Source organism: Rhodobium orientis (assembly GCF_003258835.1).
Taxonomy (GTDB): domain Bacteria; phylum Pseudomonadota; class Alphaproteobacteria; order Rhizobiales; family Rhodobiaceae; genus Rhodobium; species Rhodobium orientis.
Window position 1 is genome coordinate 42,676 of record NZ_NPEV01000035.1, and the last position, 16,675, is coordinate 59,350.

Sequence of the window (16,675 nt, forward strand, 5' to 3'; positions counted from 1 at the left end):
AATCCTTGGGCGCAATGGGAATCAGCGGGCCTTTCGCCCGTCATCAACGAAGGGATCGCCGGAGTGGCCGACAAAAGCGCGAGCGGAGCGGAAGCCGGGGCCGACATTGCCGCCATGAGCTTCGAGAAGGCGCTGGCGGAGCTTGAGACCATCGTCGAAAAGCTGGAGCGCGGCGACGTTCCGCTTGCCGAGTCCATCGCCATCTACGAGCGCGGCGAAGCGCTGAAGAAGCACTGCGACGCGCTGCTGAAGGCGGCCGAGGCCAAGGTGGAAAAGATCCGCACCGACGGCGACGGCAATCCGGTCGGCACCGAACCGCTCGACGTGGAATAGCCGCGAAAACGCACCGATTGCCGAAACGCACTGGCAAGCCGGCGCGAACGCCCCATCTTCCCGGACTGCAGTCTTTCGGGAGCTTGCCCATGTTCCGCCCGCCAATGCCCGGCTTTGCAGCGTCCAGTCACTGGATCGGCGCATGAGCGCCGACAATCTGGGGACCGGCGCGTGAGCGCCGACAATCCGGCCATCGATACGGTGATCGCGGCGCGCACGCGCGATCTCGGCGGCTTCGAGGTGGCGCGGGTGCTGCCCTCGGCGCGCCGGCGCATGGTCGGGCCGTTCATCTTCCTCGACCAGATCGGCCCGGCCGAGTTCCTGACCGGCACCGGCATCGACGTGCGCCCGCACCCCCATATCGGGCTCTCCACCCTCACCTATCTCTATTCCGGCGCGCTCATGCACCGGGACTCCCAGGGCCATGCCCAGGTGATCCGGCCCGGCGAGGTCAACTGGATGACGGCGGGCCGCGGCATCGCCCATTCGGAGCGCTCGCCGGAGGATGCGCGGGCCGACGCCCACGATCTCTTCGGCCTGCAGTTCTGGGTGGCGCTGCCGAAGGATCGCGAGGAGACGGACCCGTCCTTCGTCCACTATTCAAACGATGAGGTCGCAACCGTCGTCGGCAACGGCATCGACGTGACCGTCGTCGCCGGCACGCTGTGGGGCGCGACCTCGGAGGTGGAGACGGTCGCCGACCTCGTCTTTGCCGACATCGCGCTCGATGCCGGGGCCGAAGCGCCGATCGATGCCGACCACGAGGAGCGCGCCGTCTATGTGCTGTCCGGGCGCATCGTCCTTGCCGGCAGCACCTTTTCGGCCGGCGAGCTGGCGGTGCTGGCGCCCGGCCATGCCACCACGGTGAAGGCCGAAGAGGCGTCCCGGGTCGCCCTCCTCGGCGGGCCGACGGCCGACGGGCCGCGCCACATCTGGTGGAATTTCGTCTCCTCTTCCAAGGAACGGATCGAGGACGCCAAGGCCGACTGGAAGGCCGGCCGGTTCCCGCTGGTTGCCGGCGACGAGAGCGAGTTCATCCCGTTGCCGGAGCAATAGTGTCTATACTTGTTGACAGATCGCCTGCCGCAATTGGCCGCGGAGCCTTATGTGTCAATTTTCCTTGACACGTTTACGGTTCTTGTGGCCTTGCTATAAGGCATGGTGTTTTCCGAATTCTGACAGTGCGATACGGACGTGACAGACAAACCGAACACCCCGCTGCTCGATCAGGTGAGCAGCCCCGCCGACCTCAGGAAGCTCGACCCCGCCCAGTTGCGGCAGCTCGCCGATGAGCTGCGCGAGGAGGTGATCGACACCGTATCGGTCACCGGCGGCCATCTCGGCGCCGGCCTCGGCGTCGTGGAGCTCACCGTCGCGCTGCATTACATCTTCGATACGCCCCAGGACCGGTTGATCTGGGATGTCGGCCACCAGTGCTATCCGCACAAGATCCTGACGGAGCGACGCGACCGTATCCGCACCCTGCGCCAGGGTGGCGGCCTGTCCGGCTTCACCAAGCGCAAGGAATCCGGCTACGACCCGTTCGGCGCCGGCCATTCCTCGACTTCGATTTCCGCCGGCCTCGGCTTTGCCGTCGCGCGCGACCTTGCCGGCAGTGAGAACAACGTCATCGCTGTCATCGGCGACGGCTCGATGTCGGCGGGCATGGCCTATGAGGCGATGAACAATGCCGGCGCGCAGGAATCGCGGCTGATCGTCATCCTCAACGACAACGAGATGTCGATCGCCCCGCCGGTCGGCGCCATGAGTTCCTATCTCGCCCGGCTGGTGTCGAGCCGCACCTTCCTGCAGCTCCGCGACATGGGCAAACAACTGCTCAGGCGGATGCCGAAGATCTTCCACGAGCCGGTCTCACGGGCCGAAGAATACGCCCGCGGCATGTGGACGGGCGGCACCCTCTTTGAGGAGCTGGGCTTTTACTATGTCGGCCCGATCGACGGCCACAATCTCGACCATCTTCTGCCGGTGCTGAAGAACGTGCGCGACGTCAAGGACGGGCCGATCCTGGTCCATGTCGTCACCCAGAAGGGCAAGGGCTACGAGCCGGCCGAGCGTTCCACCGACAAGTATCACGGCGTCGCCAAGTTCGACGTGGTCACCGGCGCCCAGGTGAAATCGTCCGGCAAGGCGCCCTCCTACACCAAGGTGTTCGCCGAAGCGATCGCCAAAGAGGCCGAAACGGACGACAAGATCGTCACTGTGACCGCGGCGATGCCCGCCGGCACCGGCCTCGACAAGTTTGCGGAAAAGTTCCCGAAGCGGTTCTTCGACGTTGGCATCGCCGAACAGCACGCCGTCACCTTCTCCGCCGGCCTTGCCGCGGAAGGGCTGAAGCCGTTCTGCGCGATCTATTCCACCTTCCTGCAGCGCGCCTACGACCAGGTGGTGCACGACGTCGCCATCCAGGGCCTGCCGGTGCGCTTTGCCATCGACCGGGCCGGGATCGTCGGCGCCGACGGCGCCACCCATGCCGGCGCGTTTGACCTTGCCTATCTCTCCTGCCTGCCGAACATGGTCGTCATGGCGGCCGCCGACGAGGCGGATCTCGTCCACATGGTGGCGACCGCCGCCGCCTACAATGACGGCCCGATCGCCTTTCGTTATCCGCGCGGCGAGGGCCGCGGCGTGGAAATGCCGGAAAAGGGCGAGGTCCTGGAAATCGGCCGCGGCCGGGTGCTGCGCAAGGGCTCCAAGGTGGCGCTGCTGTCGATCGGCGCCAGGCTCGGCCAGTGCCTGATGGCCGCCGACGAGCTGGACGCGGCCGGCCTTTCCACGACGGTTGCCGATGCCCGCTTCGCCAAGCCGCTCGACCGCGACCTGGTCAGCCGGCTCGCCGGCAATCACGAGGTTCTGATCATCGTCGAAGAAGGCTCCGTCGGCGGCTTTTCCGCCCAGGTCTTCGACTTCCTCGCCGATGACGGGCTCCTGGAGAACAGCCTCAAGGTGCGCTCGCTGCACCTGCCCGACGCCTTCCTCGACCACGGCAACACCGAGGCGATCTACGGCGAGGTCGGGCTCGACGCCAAGGGCATCGTCTCCAAGGTCTTCGAAGCGCTCGGCCACCAGACGGTCTCCGACTTCCGGCGCGCCTGAGGCGTTTCGGCCCCATCGCGACATGACCCCGGCATGGCGCGTCCGATCGGACGGACGCGCGGTGCTTTGGCGCTACGTTTTTCCCCGTGCCTTTTTCCCAATACCGGTTCCCACTTGTGGGGGACACGCATTACAGTCGGTTTTTCCGAACGTGGCCCTTTTTGCGCCGCACGCCGCGGCTACTAACGCGGCGGCGGGGCGTTACCTCTTTGCGGGGAGATTTCATGACCGTTTCGGCGACTTCAGCAGAAACCCGAGGCTTCTACCGCCTTCCGGCGGCGTTTTTCGCGCTGGCTCTGGCCGCCCTGTTGCCGTCCTTGCTGGCGACGCCGGCCGCGGCCCAGCGCGGCGACGTGCAACGCTGCGCCCGAACCTGCCTCGATGATTTCGGCAGCATCAACCATCCCGGCTACCGGCGCTGCGTCTCGCGGCGCTGCCTGGGCTCCGGGCCCGGCCCGGCGATCCGCCGTGCGCCGGACCCCGTGGTGCCGCCCGCGCCCGTCGTCCGTGAGGGGCCGGACCGGCCGCAGGTGCGCTCCGTGCAGCGCCAGCTTACCGAACTCGGCTACGATCCGGGACCGGTCGACGGGCTCTATGGCGAGCAGACCGCGGAGACCATCCGCCAGTTCCTCGCCGACCGGGGCATTCGCGGCACCGGCGGCATCACAAGGCGCCTCCATCGCGAACTGGCCGCGGCCCGCGCCGAGCAGCGCCGGGGCATCGCCCGGCAAAAACCGCGGACCGAGCCGCGCACCGCGCCGCGCAGCGAACGGGCAAGGGCCCCCATAAGCGACGACCTGGCGCCGACCGCACCGGCGGCAAAGCCGAAGCCGCCCAAGCCGGACGTCGCCGCGGCCCCCGAACCGGACGACTCCGTCGACGACGCGGCGGACGAGGAGATGGCCGACATGCCCGAGGACGCAAGCGACGACGAGGCCGTCGCCGACGACACCCCGAGCGACCAGGCATCGGCCGAGGCGGACGAGAGCGACGCGCCCGAGGCGACCGCCCCCCGCCAGACCAAGCCGCGCGACATCCTCGCCGAGGCGGCCGAGGCAAGGCGTAAGGCCGAGGAGGCCGAAAACGCCGAAGCTGGGAACGCCGGGGCTGAGAACGCCGAAGGCGCGGACGAGGGCGCCGAACAGCGGGACGCCATCGCCGAGACCGTCGAAGCGTCCGAAGAGGCCGCTGCCGACGAGCCGGAAGCCGCCACCGCCGATGCGGCAGGCGACGGCCCGCGCGCGCTGATTGCCGACATCTATACGCTGCCCGATCCCGATGTCGGGGTGTGGGCGAAGAACCGCCGGCTCTGGTACTTCTCCGACCGGATACTGGAGCTGGTCGAGGCAGCCGAGGCGGCGATGAAGGAAAAGTCCGGCACCGAAGAACTCGACTTCAACCCGATCGTCCCGGGCCAGGACTACAACATCACCGATCTGTCGATTTCCGATCCTGAGATCGACGGCGAGACCGCCACGGTGACGGTCCGGTTCACCAACACGCTCGGCGGCGAGTCCAAGACCCACGAACTGGTCTACACCCTCGTCACCCTGGACGATTCCTGGCTGATCGACGACATCGTCACCGACGGCACGGCGCTCTCCGACACGTTGCGGGAGATCGCCGGCAACTGACCAACGGATCTCTGACCGCGGTCTTTGACAGGCTAAAAGAAAAGGCGGAGCGACCCGGTCGCCCAGCCTTTCTGATTTCTATCGTTCAGAACTTCGTGGTGCCGCCCGGCCCGCCGTCCGGCTGAGACACCAGCGGCCGGGCGCACTGCCTGCGCATCTTGGCGAGGTGCTCCTCGGCGCCCTGAAGCGAATGCTCGGAGCGCTTGCCGTCGATCTCGATGGCCAGCGAGGTTCCCTTGACGAGGCGGCGCAGCACCGGATCGAAGCGGTTGATGGTGACGACCGGCAGCCAGGCCGCGTTCATCTCGTCGCGCACGATCCCGGCCGCACGGCGCAGCTTGAGATCGTCGACGAAGAAGGTCGCCTGCATCTGCCGCGGCTTGGTCGGCGGCTCGGCGAGGTGGCTGGAGAACAGCGAGATGCGCACCGTCTGGGTGGCGCGGTCGCAGTCGAGCCAGAGGGCGATGTCGTCGCATTCGCGGCAACCGACGAGGCCGGCGGACGCCCCGGTATCGGTCTTTGAACTGACCCAGAAATAGTCGGCGCTGGCGGCCCCCGTGAGCGAGGCAGCCAGAAAGGCGATGGCGGTCAGAATCACACGCACGGCGATTTTCTCCCGAAAAACAATTGGATGGCGCGAGATTACACGAATTGCGCGACGCCGCCATTACGATTTCTCAGCGCCTGCTATAGGCCGATCGAATGGCTCGGACAGTTAATTTATACGAGATGTAACCAAATTCCGATTGAAATGCATTTTTCCGTAACATATGTTCCGACCCACCACAGGCTGCGACCAGTTGCCGCAAGAAACCCGCGCCGCAGACGCGCCGGAAACAACAACGAAACCGGGAGCGCCTTTTTCAAAAAGGCGCCGAAACGACCCCAAGGACAGGAGCCGAAAATGGCCGAGAGAGAACGCTTCGCCGACAAGATGGAATTTCCGCCGGAGACGGACCAGCCCAACATCTATCCGCTGACCTGGGAGAGAAAGACCCAGAAGATGGAAGAGATCTGGGACGCCTCGCAGCGCGAGCAGTGGGACCCCAAGAAACTGTCCTGGGACACCTTCGACCCGGAGCGCTATTCGTGGGAGGAGCGCGAGGCGATCGCCTATTGGTGGACGATCCTGTCCGTCTTTGACGCCTCCGCGCCGCCGGTCTTCGCCGAGGCGCTGATCAAGTGCTACGAGGAGCACGAGGAGGACCCGGTCCGCCGCTGCTTCTTCTCCGTCACCCGCGACGAGCAGAACCACGAGCAGATGTGCGGCCTAGCCATCACCAAGCTGCTCGACCATCCGGACGCCATCTCCTACGAGCCGAAGACCGATCTCGGCCGGCGCCTGCAGCGCAACGCCAAGTGGCTCTATTTCAACGGCGGACGCTACTGGAACGGCTATAAGAAGGCGGTGCCGAAATATTCGCTCGCCGTTCTCTTCTCCTCCTTCCTGATGGGCGAGATTGCTGCTGCCACCATCTTCCACCAGATGGCCAAGGGCTGCTCGGAGCCGGTGTTCCAGGAGGCGTTCAAGAATATCGGCCGCGACGAGGGCCGGCACATGGCGATCTGCATGTCGCTGATGGAGCGCGACTACCCGAACCTCACCGAGGACGAAAAGCCGATCATCACCAAGCAGATCCGCGCCGGCTACCTGTTCCTATCCGCGGTCCTGTTCGAGCCGCCGGAGGAGTTCTGGGACATCCCGTCCGACTTCATCGCCACCCAGCGCGAGGCGGAGGAGATCTCCCGCGCCGCCGGCTTCGGCATTCCGACCTATGAGGAAAAGAAGGAAAACTGGAAGCGGGCGATGCTCAACCTGAAGGGCGTCCTCGACAAGTACGACACGGAATTCCCGGCGATCCCGGAAGTCGGCATCACCGGCCGCGAGATCACCGACGTCGACATGGACGAGATCATCCCGGTCTTTTGATTTTTCTGCAACGGGACACGCCACGGCGACCGTCGCCGTGGTTGCCCTGCCGCCGGGCGGCCTGACCGGTTGCCCGGTGCTTTGTCCTCGATCCCTCCCGCTTGGTGACCGCGCGCTTGGTAAGACCTCTTTGGCGTGGCAGGATCGGCAACGAGAAAACAAACAAAAAAGACGGGAGGCGCGCCGATGGCGACGATCCGCATGTTCCCCTCCGGTCAGGAAGTGGAATCCCTTCCCGGCGACACCGTTCTGGCGGCGCTGGAGCGCACCGGCTATGCGCTGCCGAACAATTGCCGCGCCGGGGCCTGCGGCGAATGCAAGGTCAAGGTGCGCTCCGGCGAGTTCGACCAGGGCATGGTTCTCGACATGGCGCTGTCGCCGGAGGACCGGGAGGCCGGCTTCGGGCTGATGTGCATGGCCAAGCCGATCTCCGATGTGCTGGAGATCGAATGGGGCACGGAGGACGCCCAGCCGAAGCTGTTCCCGCCCGCCGAGAACATGTTCTACGTGCTCACCGACCGCGTCCCGCGCACCCCGAGCATCCTGGAAATCCGCTTGCGGCCCATCGGGTCCCCCATGCGCTACTGGCCGGGCCAGTACGTCACCCTCGGCGACGAGCGCAACGGTGTGCCCACCCGCTGCTATTCCATCGCCAACCCGCCGCAGCCGGACGGCGAGATCACGCTGCACGTCACCCGCATCGACGAAGGCACCACGAGCCTGTGGATCCACGACACGCTGAAGATCGGCGACAAGGTTCGCCTCTCCGGCCCCTACGGCACCTTCATCGGTGATCCGTCGGCCAAGACCCCGGTGCTGTGCCTTGCCGCCGGCTCGGGCCTTGCCCCGATCCTGTCGCTGGCGACGGCGGCGCTGACCCGCGGCGGCTTCAAATACCCGGCGACGGTACTGTTCTCCGCCCGCACGCAAGCCGACCTCTACGAGACGGGCCTTCTGAAATTCCTGGAAGCCAAATACCGCAATTTCCGGTTTCGCACGACACTGACGCGCGAGACGGGACCGGACCTTTCGGGCCGGATTCCGGAACTTCTGCCGGACCTCTACCAGGACCTTTCCGGCTACAGCGTCTATATCGCCGGCAGCCCGGAATTCGTCGACGAGTGCACGGCGGTGGCAAAGCGCCTCGGCGCAAAGGACGACCTCATCCACACCGAAGGCTTCGTCGGCCAGAACGTTGCCACCGAGCCGCCTTCGGAGCGATTGATGGGGAACGGCTGATGGGCAGCGCCTGATCCGGCCCTTGCCGCAAATCACCTGACAGATTGCGCCGGCCACGACGGGCGGCGGTGCCCTTTTTGCGCGAGTCGGTATACACGCGCAACCATGATTTTCACTAATCTTTCATAGCTTTGCAGGATTGTGACCGGGCACGCTGCGAGCGCGATTGACCGCGCCTGCATTTCGTGCCAGAGGCCGCTTCAGGAAAAGTTCTGAGCGTTCCAACCGACCCAATGCCGGCATTGACGCGCGTCGTTTCCGTACCGGCTTTTTGACTGTTCCGAACGGGTTTGGAGTTTGCCATGGCAACGCTCATCGCTCCGATTTCCGCATTGCTGTTTGCCGTCGCCGCCATGCTGGTCGGACACGGCCTGCAATCGACGCTGCTGCCGATCCGCGCGGAACAGGCGCATTTCGGCGACGTCGCCATCGGCCTGATGTCCTCGGGCTATTTCGCGGGCTTCGTCGCCGGCTGCCTGCTGGTCCCCTTCGCCATCATGCGGGCGGGACACATCAGGGCCTTCGCCGCCATCGTCTCGATCGCCTCGGCGGCGGCGCTGATCCACCCGCTGCTGGTCGATCCGGTGACCTGGACGCTGGCCCGCGCCGTCTCCGGTTTCGGTGTTGCCGGCTTCTACATGATCGTGGAAAGCTGGCTCAACGAGCGCGCCACCAACACCACCCGCGGCATGGTCATGTCGATCTACGTCGTGGTGAACTACGCCGCCATCTCGGCCGGCCAGGTGATGACGACGATCTTCGGCGACAACCTGTTCGTGCCCTTCATCATCGCCTCCATGTTCGTCTCGCTCGCCGTCGTGCCGGTGGCGCTGACGCGCTCGCAGCAGCCGGCGCCGATCACGCTGGTGCGCTTCCGGCCGCGGCTCCTCTACCAGAACTCGCCGACGGCGATCGTCGGCTGCATCCTCATCGGCTTTGCCATCGGCTCGTCCTGGACGCTGGCCACCGTGTTCGCCACCCGCATCGGCCTGACGCCCGACCAGGCGGCGTTCTTCGTCGCCGCCATCCTGGTCGGCGGCGGCCTCGGGCAGTGGCCGTTCGGGCGCATCTCGGACCGCATCGACCGGCGTATCGTGCTCGGCGCGACCTGTGCCGGCACCATCGTCGTCTGCGGCGTGCTGGTGTTCGCCACCACCCTGCCGCCATTGACGATCATCCTGCTCGGTGGCCTGTTCGGCATCTTCAGCCAGCCGGCCTATGCCATCGCGGTGGCCCACGCCTTCGACTATGTCGAACCGGACGGCCATGTGGAGACCTCGTCGGGCATGCTGCTGGCCTTCGGCATCGGCTCGATCGTCGGCCCGTTCTGTGCGTCCATGATGATGCGGGCGGCCGGCCCGGAGCAGCTCTTCGTCATGATCGGCATCACCGAAGCGGTGCTGCTCGCCTACATCATCTACCGCGTGCGCATCCATGACGCGCCGACGGAAGAGGACAAGACGGATTGGGATCTCGGCTCGACGGCGCCGGTCGGCGGCGTCATCACGCCGGAACCGCTGGACGCCGAAGACCCGGATGTCGTCATTCCGGAGGAGGTCTTCTTCGAGGCCTCCCTCGACGATGCCAATCCGGACGCGCCCGAAGAGGAAGAAGAATCGGCGCGGCAGGTGCGGGAGCGGGAGGTCGCTGCGGCGGCCGGCGACGGCGTGACGCGCTGAGCGCCGCCCCTTCCCCGGCCCGCGCCTTCCCCGCGCGGCCGATATTTCCGGCAGATGGATTGCGTATTTCGTCGCGCGACCCATTCGGGTCTTGCGTCCGGTGCGTCCGGTGCGGCATCACTGGACATCCCCAATCCCCCGCGAGACGTCAATCATGAAAAGCCTCGGTGTCCTGCGTATCGCCCTCTGGATCCTGGTCGCCGGTGCCGCGATCGGTGCGGTCGCCGTCGGCATCGGCTGGTACCGGGTGGAGTTCGCGCAAAAGAGCGACGACCTCGGTACCCCGGTGACGGAGATCGGCGGCCCGTTCACGCTGACCGATACCAACGGCAACAAGGTGTCCAACACCGATTTCGCCGGCAAGCCGCGGGCGATGTTCTTCGGCTTCACCTATTGCCCGGACGTCTGCCCGACGACGATGTCCGAGATCGACGGCTGGATGGACGCGCTCGGGCCCGACGCCGACAAGATCGCCTTCATCTACGTCACCGTCGATCCGGAGCGGGACACGCCGGAAAAGCTGAAGGAATTCATCTCCGCCTTCGACACCCGCATCATCGGCCTCACCGGCACCCCGGAAGAGCTCGATCCGGTGCTCGACGAATTCCGGGTCTACCGCAAGAAGATCCCGCTCGACGACGGCGACTACACCATGGACCATACCGCCTCGGTCTATCTGATGGACGGCAAGGGCCGCTTCGTCGGCGCCATCACCTACCAGGCGGAAAAGGACAAGGCGCTCGCCAAGCTGCGCAAGCTGATCGAACGGTCCGAAAGCTGACCGCCGCCCCCGCCCTTGTCGCCATGACCGACCGCCAGCGCCTCGACCAGCGTCTCGTCGCCCTGAAGCTCGCCGACAGCCGGGCGCGGGCCCGCGACGCCATCCTGCGCGGCACGGTCACCGTCGACGGCACGGTGGTCGAAAAGCCCGGCGCGCTCGTCTCCGAGACGTGTGCGATCGCCATCGACGATCCGGCGGCCGGCTATGTCTCGCGGGCGGCGCTGAAGCTGATCGCCGGACTGGATGCCTTCGGGTTCGATCCCGCCGGCCTTTCCTGCCTCGATATCGGCGCCTCGACCGGCGGCTTCACGCAGGTGCTGCTGGAGCGCGGCGCACGGGGCGTCACCGCCCTCGACGTCGGCCATGGGCAACTGCACGACCGGCTCAGGGCCGACGAACGGGTGCTGGCCCGCGAGGGGCTCAATGCGCGTGACCTCAAGGCCGAGGACCTTCCGGACCCGCCGGAAGCCATCGTCTCCGACGTCAGCTTCATCTCCCTGAAGCTGGCCCTCGGCCCGGCGCTGGATTTGGCCGCACCCGGCGCCTTCGGCGTCTTTCTGATCAAGCCGCAATTCGAGGTCGGCCGGGAGCATATCGGCAAGGGCGGCATCGTCCGCGACGCGGGCGTCGCGGAAGCCTCCGTTGCCGGCGTTCTCGACTGGATCGGGGCCCGGCCCGGCTGGCGCGTCGTCGGCACCGTTGCCTCGCCCATTTCCGGCGCCGACGGCAACCGCGAAACGGTTGCCGGCGCCATCAAGGATGCCGCCTGATGTCGCTCGCCGACCGTATCGAGACGCTGACCATCGACCAGCTCGGCCATCGCGGCGACGGCGTCGCGACGCTGGACGGCGCGCCGGTCTACGTGCCCTACGCCCTTGCCGGGGAGACCGTCCGCGCGCGGATCGAGGACGACCGCGCGGAGCTTCTGGAGGTGGTGGAGCCATCGGCCAACCGGCGGGAGCCGGCGTGCCGCCATTTCGGCACCTGCGGCGGCTGCGCCCTGCAGCACCTGGCGCCCGAGCCTTACCTTTCCTTCAAGCGCGACCTCGTCGTCGAAGCGCTGAAGGCGCGCGGCCTTCAGGCGCCTATTGCCGCCACGGCGCCGATCGCGCCCGAGACCCGGCGCCGGGCGGTGCTTTCCGCGGTGAGGACGGCCAACGCCGTCGTCCTCGGCTACCACGCCGTGAAGTCGCATCAGGTGGTGCCGATTTCCGAATGCCCGGTTCTGGTGCCGGAGATCGTCGCCGCCCTGCCCCGCCTTCAGCGCCTTGCGGCCATTGCCGCGCCGCGGCGTGGCACCTTGCGCATGACCGTCCTTGCCGCCGACAACGGCCTCGACATCCACCTCGCCGAGACGGCCAAGCTCTCGGACGATCTGCGCCAGCAACTGGTCCGGCACACGGTGGACGCCGACCACGCGCGGCTCTCGATCGGCGACGAAACGATCCTTCAGACCCGCCCGCCGGTGCTGGACATGGCCGGCACCAAGGCGCTGCCGGTGCCCGGCGGCTTTACCCAGGCGAGCGCCGCCGCCGAAGCGAGCCTCTTTGCGGCCATCGCACCTGCGCTTGCCCGCACCAAAAGGGTCACGGAACTCTTTTCCGGCGTCGGCACCTTCACCTTCCGCCTTGCACGCAGCCATGCGGTCGATGCCTTCGAGGGCGACGCGGCGGCCGTTGAGGCGCTTCGTACGGCCGCACGGCACGGCAGCGGCATCAAGCCGATTGCCGCGGAACGCCGCGACCTCTTCCGCCGGCCGCTGATGGCCAAGGAGTTGAAGAAGACCGAGGCCGTCGTCTTCGATCCGCCGCGCGCCGGCGCCAAGGACCAGGCCGCAGCACTCGCCTCCTCCAAGGTGCCGACCGTCATCGCCGTCTCCTGCAATCCGGCAACGCTCGCCCGCGACCTCAAGCTCCTCGTTGACGGCGGCTATCGGCTCACGAGCGTGCAGCCGGTGGACCAGTTCCTTTGGTCGCCCCATATAGAGGTGGTTGCAACGCTGACCAAAGGCTGAGCGGAGCGCGCCAAAACCGACCGAAGGTCGCAAGCGCGACCGCGCGCCGGCCGGTCAGGCCGCCCCCGCGGAGGCCTTTGGCCGCGAGCGAAAAAAGGAATGTTGCGAATGGAGACAAGCCCGGTCGAACGCCTGATTCTGCGCACCCAATACGCCATCGGACAGGGCGCGCGCCTCGCCTGGTACGGCGCGCAGGAAGCAGCCGCCCGGCGGGTGATCGCGCGGCTCGACAAGAAGGCAGGGGACGCCAGGCCGAAGGCGCCGAAGCCCACGGGGCCGGTGCCGAACCGCGACCAGGTGTTCGCCGACATCACCGAGCTGCTGCGCCGCGACATGAAAAATGTCGAAAGGGGCTTTTATCCGGTCCCGGAGGACGCCGACAGCCTGCCCAGGCTCCTCGCGCTCAGCCGGCGCTATTTCGCCGATCTTCCGAAGGTGCACCGGCGGCAGGTGGAAAAATCCCACCAGGAAGTCTTCACCACCACCCGCAAGAACGCGATGCCGCGTTACTACCTGCAGAACTTCCATTACCAGTCCGGCGGCTGGCTGTCGGAGGAATCCGCCGAGCTCTACGATTTCCAGGTCGAGGTGCTGTTCCGCGGCGCGGCCGGGGCCATGCGCCGGCAGGCGCTGCTGCCGATTGCCGAAATGGTGCGCGAGGCCGACCAGCGCCATCTGGTGCTCGCCGACATCGCCTGCGGCTCCGGCGCCTTCCTCAACGATATCGCCCATGCCTTCCCGCGCCTTACCAAGATCGGCATCGACCTCTCAAACCCCTATCTGAAGACGGCCAGACGCCGGCTGAAGGACGCCTCGCACACCGGGTTCGCCGTTGCCAATGCGGAGGCCCTGCCGCTCGCCGACGACAGCCTCGATTGCGTCAGCAACATCTATCTCTTCCACGAACTGCCGGCGAAGGTACGCCGGATCGTCGCCGGGGAATTCGCCCGGGTGCTGAAGCCCGGCGGGCGGCTGATCTTCGTCGACTCGCTCCAGCGCGGCGACCGGCCGGACTATGACGGCATGCTGGAGAACTTCCCCCACCTCTTCCACGAGCCCTATTACGCCCACTATCTCGACGACGACGTCCTCGGCGCCTTCGAGGCGAACGGGCTCGTCGCCGAGAAGAGCTGGACGGCGTTTCTGTCGAAGATCGTGGTGATGCGGAAGACGTAAGGCGGCGGGATCGCGCCAGCGCGGCCCGCGTTTTTCCGGCAAGGGCCGGTGTGCGCCTTACGCCGTCAGCTCCCGCAAGAGCTTGACGACCTTCTGGGATTCCATATCCATCTGCTCGTATTCGGCGATCGCGGTTTCCTTGTCGCCGCGGGCGCAGGCGGCGGCGGCTGCCTTGCCGTGGCCGTGGACCGCCTTGTGCGGCTCCTTCAGGGCGCGGAAGGACGGGTGGGCGAGGAGCTTGGGATCGGAGACCTTGTCGTACCAGCGGCCGAGCCGGCAGGAATGGTGCTCCGACAGTTCCTCGGCCTTCAGGCTGGTGCGGCCGACCAGCATTTCGGCGAGCCGCTTCTTCCACAGCACATGGTCCGACTGGGCGCGGTAGAGCACGCAGTTCGGGATGTTGTGGCTTTCCAGGTGGTCGAACTGTTCCTCGATCAGCTTTTCGGAGGCACCCACGGCCGAGATCACCAGTTCGGCCCGGTCGCGGGCGACGTTGGTGAGGTCTGCGATCTTCGTCACCTTGCCGGCGATCTCCGCCGTCGCCTCGCGCTGCTGGGCGAGGACGTTGGCGATCTCGCTCATGCGGACGGCGACGCCGGAGGCTTCCTCGTTCATCTCGCGGATCCTGGCGCCGACGGCGTTGACCGTGCCCTCGCCTTCGCCGACGAGGTCGGCGCTGCGCTGCACGGCGCTCGACATCGCCGTCATTTCCTCATTGAGGGTGCCGACGCGGGCGCGGATCTGCTCGGTCGTCTTGGAGGTCTGTTCCGACAGCGCCTTGACCTCCGAGGCGACGACCGCAAAGCCCCGGCCCGCCTCGCCGGCGCGCGCGGCCTCGATGGTCGCGTTCAGGGCAAGGAGCTTGGTCTGGTCGGAGATCTCCTCGATCGACCGGGTCATTTCGTTGATCTGCTCGGCAGCCTGTTCCAGCACGTGCAGCCGGTCGGACATGGAGCCGACCTGGTCGCTGATGTCGCGCATGGCGCTCGCCGAGCGCTCGACCTCCGCGATCGCCCCTTGCGCGCCTTCCTCGACCTTGCCGGCCTCGGCGGCTGCGTCGCTGCTGCTTTGGGCGACCTGGTCCGTCGAGGTCGCCATTTCCTCGATCGCAACGGCCATGGTTGTGCTGTTGGCGTTGATGTCGCGGATGTCGCCGGTCAGCCGCGAGACCGCGGCCATGGCATCGCTCGCCTGCATCGAATAGGAGACGGTGCGCACCAGGGCGTCGTGGGCGTCGTCGGCGAGAAACTCCGCCAGCCGCCGCACGGTCCTGCCGACGTCGCCCGGCAGGGCATCCGCGGTGTTGAAGATGCCGTGGGTGAGATCGTTGAGGACCCGGATCAGGTCCGCCTTGTCCGGCGCGTCATCGTCCGGCATTGCGGCCATGGCAACGGCTCCGGACGCAGCGTCCGGGGACCGGCGAAACAGTTCCAGCATGGCGGCATCTCCGAATGCGGGAGGTTGAGGCTTGGGTGAACAACCCCTAACAATTATAGGTTAAGCGGGGGTTTCCAGCCTCGCGTCGGACCAACCGTAGAAATGCGTAAATTGGCAGATATCCGGGGGATTTCCGCCCCCGGGTATTTCTGCGACATACAATCTTGAGGGGTTCAGTCGGGCTATGCACCGACCTGCCCGCGGTGGCGCAGGAAGTGGTCGGCAAGGACGATGGCGGCCATCGCTTCGCCCACCGGGACCGCGCGGATGCCGACGCAGGGATCGTGGCGGCCCTTGGTCATGACATCCACCTCTTCGCCCGAGCGGGTGATCGACTTTCGCGGCGTCAGGATCGAGGAGGTCGGCTTGACGGCGAAGCGGGCAACGACCGGCTGGCCATTTGAAATGCCGCCGAGGATGCCGCCGGCCTTGTTGGAGAGGTAGTCCGGCGCGCCACCCTCGCCGATGCGGATCTCGTCGGCGTTTTCCTCGCCGGTCAGCGCGGCGGCCTCGAAGCCGGCGCCGATCTCAACGCCCTTCACCGCATTGATCGACATCAGCGCAGACGCAAGGTCCTGGTCGAGCTTGCCGTAGACCGGGGCGCCGAGGCCGGCGGGGACGCCGTCGGCGACGATTTCGACGACGGCGCCGACGGAGGAGCCGGCCTTGCGGATGCCGTCGAGATAATCGGCCCAGAGCTCGGCGGTCCTGGCGTCGGGGCAGAAGAACGGGTTGTTGGCGGTCTCGTCCCAGTCCCAGCGCGCGCGGTCGATCTTGTGCGGGCCGATCTGGACGAGGGCGCCGCGGATGGTGACGCCTTCGACGACCTTCCTGGCGATCGCTCCGGCAGCGACCCGCATTGCCGTCTCTCGGGCCGAGGAGCGGCCGCCGCCGCGATAGTCGCGGATGCCGTATTTGGCGTCGTAGGTGATGTCGGCATGGCCGGGGCGGTAGCGCTCGGCGATGTCGGAATAGTCCTTGGAGCGCTGGTCGGTGTTCTCGATCAGGAGCGAGATCGGCGTGCCGGTGGTGACCTGTTCGCCCGTCTCAGGATGGGCGAAGACGCCGGACAGGATCTTTACCGCATCGGCCTCGCGGCGCTGGGTGGTGAAGCGCGACTGGCCGGGCTTGCGGCGGTCGAGATCGGCCTGGATGTCGGCCTCGCTCAACGGGATCAGCGGCGGGCAGCCGTCGACGACGCAACCGATGGCGGGCCCGTGGCTCTCGCCCCAGGTGGTGACGCGGAAAAGATGGCCGAAACTGTTGTGGGACATTGCCGATCAACTGCTTAGTCGTGTGACCGGTCTTTTAGGAGGGAAGACGCGGCCGCGTCAATTC

At 66.7% G+C, this 16,675-nt stretch carries 14 protein-coding genes; 11 read left to right on the plus strand and 3 right to left on the minus strand.

What is annotated here, in order from left to right; all coding sequences use genetic code 11:
- Nucleotides 1-63: 63 nt before the first annotated feature.
- From CH339_RS15450 to CH339_RS15465, 4 genes are all read left to right on the plus strand, one after another.
- Nucleotides 64-333 carry an exodeoxyribonuclease VII small subunit gene (locus CH339_RS15450; protein WP_276329883.1) on the plus strand — a complete coding sequence of 90 codons (270 nt, stop codon included), beginning with the start codon at nt 64-66 and terminating at the stop codon, nt 331-333.
- A 171-nt stretch (nt 334-504) separates the two neighbouring features.
- The gene (locus tag CH339_RS15455; RefSeq protein WP_245408154.1) at nt 505-1,389 is read left to right on the plus strand and encodes a pirin family protein; all 885 of its coding nucleotides are present in this window, start codon (nt 505-507) and stop codon (nt 1,387-1,389) included.
- Nucleotides 1,390-1,527: 138 nt separating this feature from the next.
- The gene (gene dxs, locus CH339_RS15460) at nt 1,528-3,447 is read left to right on the plus strand and encodes a 1-deoxy-D-xylulose-5-phosphate synthase (protein WP_111435265.1); all 1,920 of its coding nucleotides are present in this window, start codon (nt 1,528-1,530) and stop codon (nt 3,445-3,447) included.
- A gap of 224 nt (nt 3,448-3,671) precedes the next feature.
- The gene (locus tag CH339_RS15465) at nt 3,672-5,081 is read left to right on the plus strand and encodes a peptidoglycan-binding domain-containing protein (RefSeq protein ID WP_111435266.1); all 1,410 of its coding nucleotides are present in this window, start codon (nt 3,672-3,674) and stop codon (nt 5,079-5,081) included.
- An 85-nt stretch (nt 5,082-5,166) separates the two neighbouring features.
- Here the strand turns inward: CH339_RS15465 and CH339_RS15470 are convergent, their stop codons facing one another.
- Nucleotides 5,167-5,685: a hypothetical protein gene (locus tag CH339_RS15470; protein ID WP_146610197.1), complete on the minus strand. Its 519-nt coding sequence runs from the start codon at nt 5,683-5,685 to the stop codon at nt 5,167-5,169.
- A gap of 300 nt (nt 5,686-5,985) precedes the next feature.
- On the opposite strand from CH339_RS15470, the gene CH339_RS15475 reads away from it, so the two are divergent.
- From CH339_RS15475 to CH339_RS15505, 7 genes are all read left to right on the plus strand, one after another.
- Nucleotides 5,986-7,011: a diiron oxygenase gene (locus CH339_RS15475; RefSeq protein WP_111435268.1), complete on the plus strand. Its 1,026-nt coding sequence runs from the start codon at nt 5,986-5,988 to the stop codon at nt 7,009-7,011.
- 186 nt (nt 7,012-7,197) lie between these two features.
- Nucleotides 7,198-8,250, plus strand: coding sequence for a 2Fe-2S iron-sulfur cluster-binding protein (locus CH339_RS15480; RefSeq protein ID WP_111435269.1), 1,053 nt, complete (start codon nt 7,198-7,200; stop codon nt 8,248-8,250).
- A 302-nt stretch (nt 8,251-8,552) separates the two neighbouring features.
- Entirely contained in the window at nt 8,553-9,929 is a 1,377-nt protein-coding gene (locus CH339_RS15485; RefSeq protein WP_146610198.1) for an MFS transporter, read from the plus strand.
- A gap of 154 nt (nt 9,930-10,083) precedes the next feature.
- Nucleotides 10,084-10,710, plus strand: coding sequence for an SCO family protein (locus tag CH339_RS15490; RefSeq protein WP_111435271.1), 627 nt, complete (start codon nt 10,084-10,086; stop codon nt 10,708-10,710).
- Between the two features lie 23 nt (nt 10,711-10,733).
- Complete coding sequence (locus tag CH339_RS15495) at nt 10,734-11,480, plus strand: TlyA family RNA methyltransferase (protein WP_111435272.1); 747 nt, start codon at nt 10,734-10,736, stop codon at nt 11,478-11,480.
- Nucleotides 11,480-12,724 (plus strand): class I SAM-dependent RNA methyltransferase, encoded by a 1,245-nt coding sequence (locus CH339_RS15500; protein ID WP_111435273.1) that lies wholly within the window; start codon nt 11,480-11,482, stop codon nt 12,722-12,724. The genes CH339_RS15495 and CH339_RS15500 overlap by 1 nt, the downstream gene beginning before the upstream one ends.
- Before the next feature lie 108 nt (nt 12,725-12,832).
- Nucleotides 12,833-13,900, plus strand: a complete 1,068-nt coding sequence (locus CH339_RS15505; RefSeq protein ID WP_170138540.1) for a class I SAM-dependent methyltransferase — start codon at nt 12,833-12,835, stop codon at nt 13,898-13,900.
- Between the two features lie 57 nt (nt 13,901-13,957).
- Here CH339_RS15505 and CH339_RS15510 read toward each other — a convergent pair whose 3' ends face one another.
- Nucleotides 13,958-15,286 carry a methyl-accepting chemotaxis protein gene (locus CH339_RS15510; protein WP_170138541.1) on the minus strand — a complete coding sequence of 443 codons (1,329 nt, stop codon included), beginning with the start codon at nt 15,284-15,286 and terminating at the stop codon, nt 13,958-13,960.
- A 233-nt stretch (nt 15,287-15,519) separates the two neighbouring features.
- Nucleotides 15,520-16,611 carry a chorismate synthase gene (aroC, locus tag CH339_RS15515; protein ID WP_111435276.1) on the minus strand — a complete coding sequence of 364 codons (1,092 nt, stop codon included), beginning with the start codon at nt 16,609-16,611 and terminating at the stop codon, nt 15,520-15,522.
- Nucleotides 16,612-16,675 lie beyond the last annotated feature (64 nt).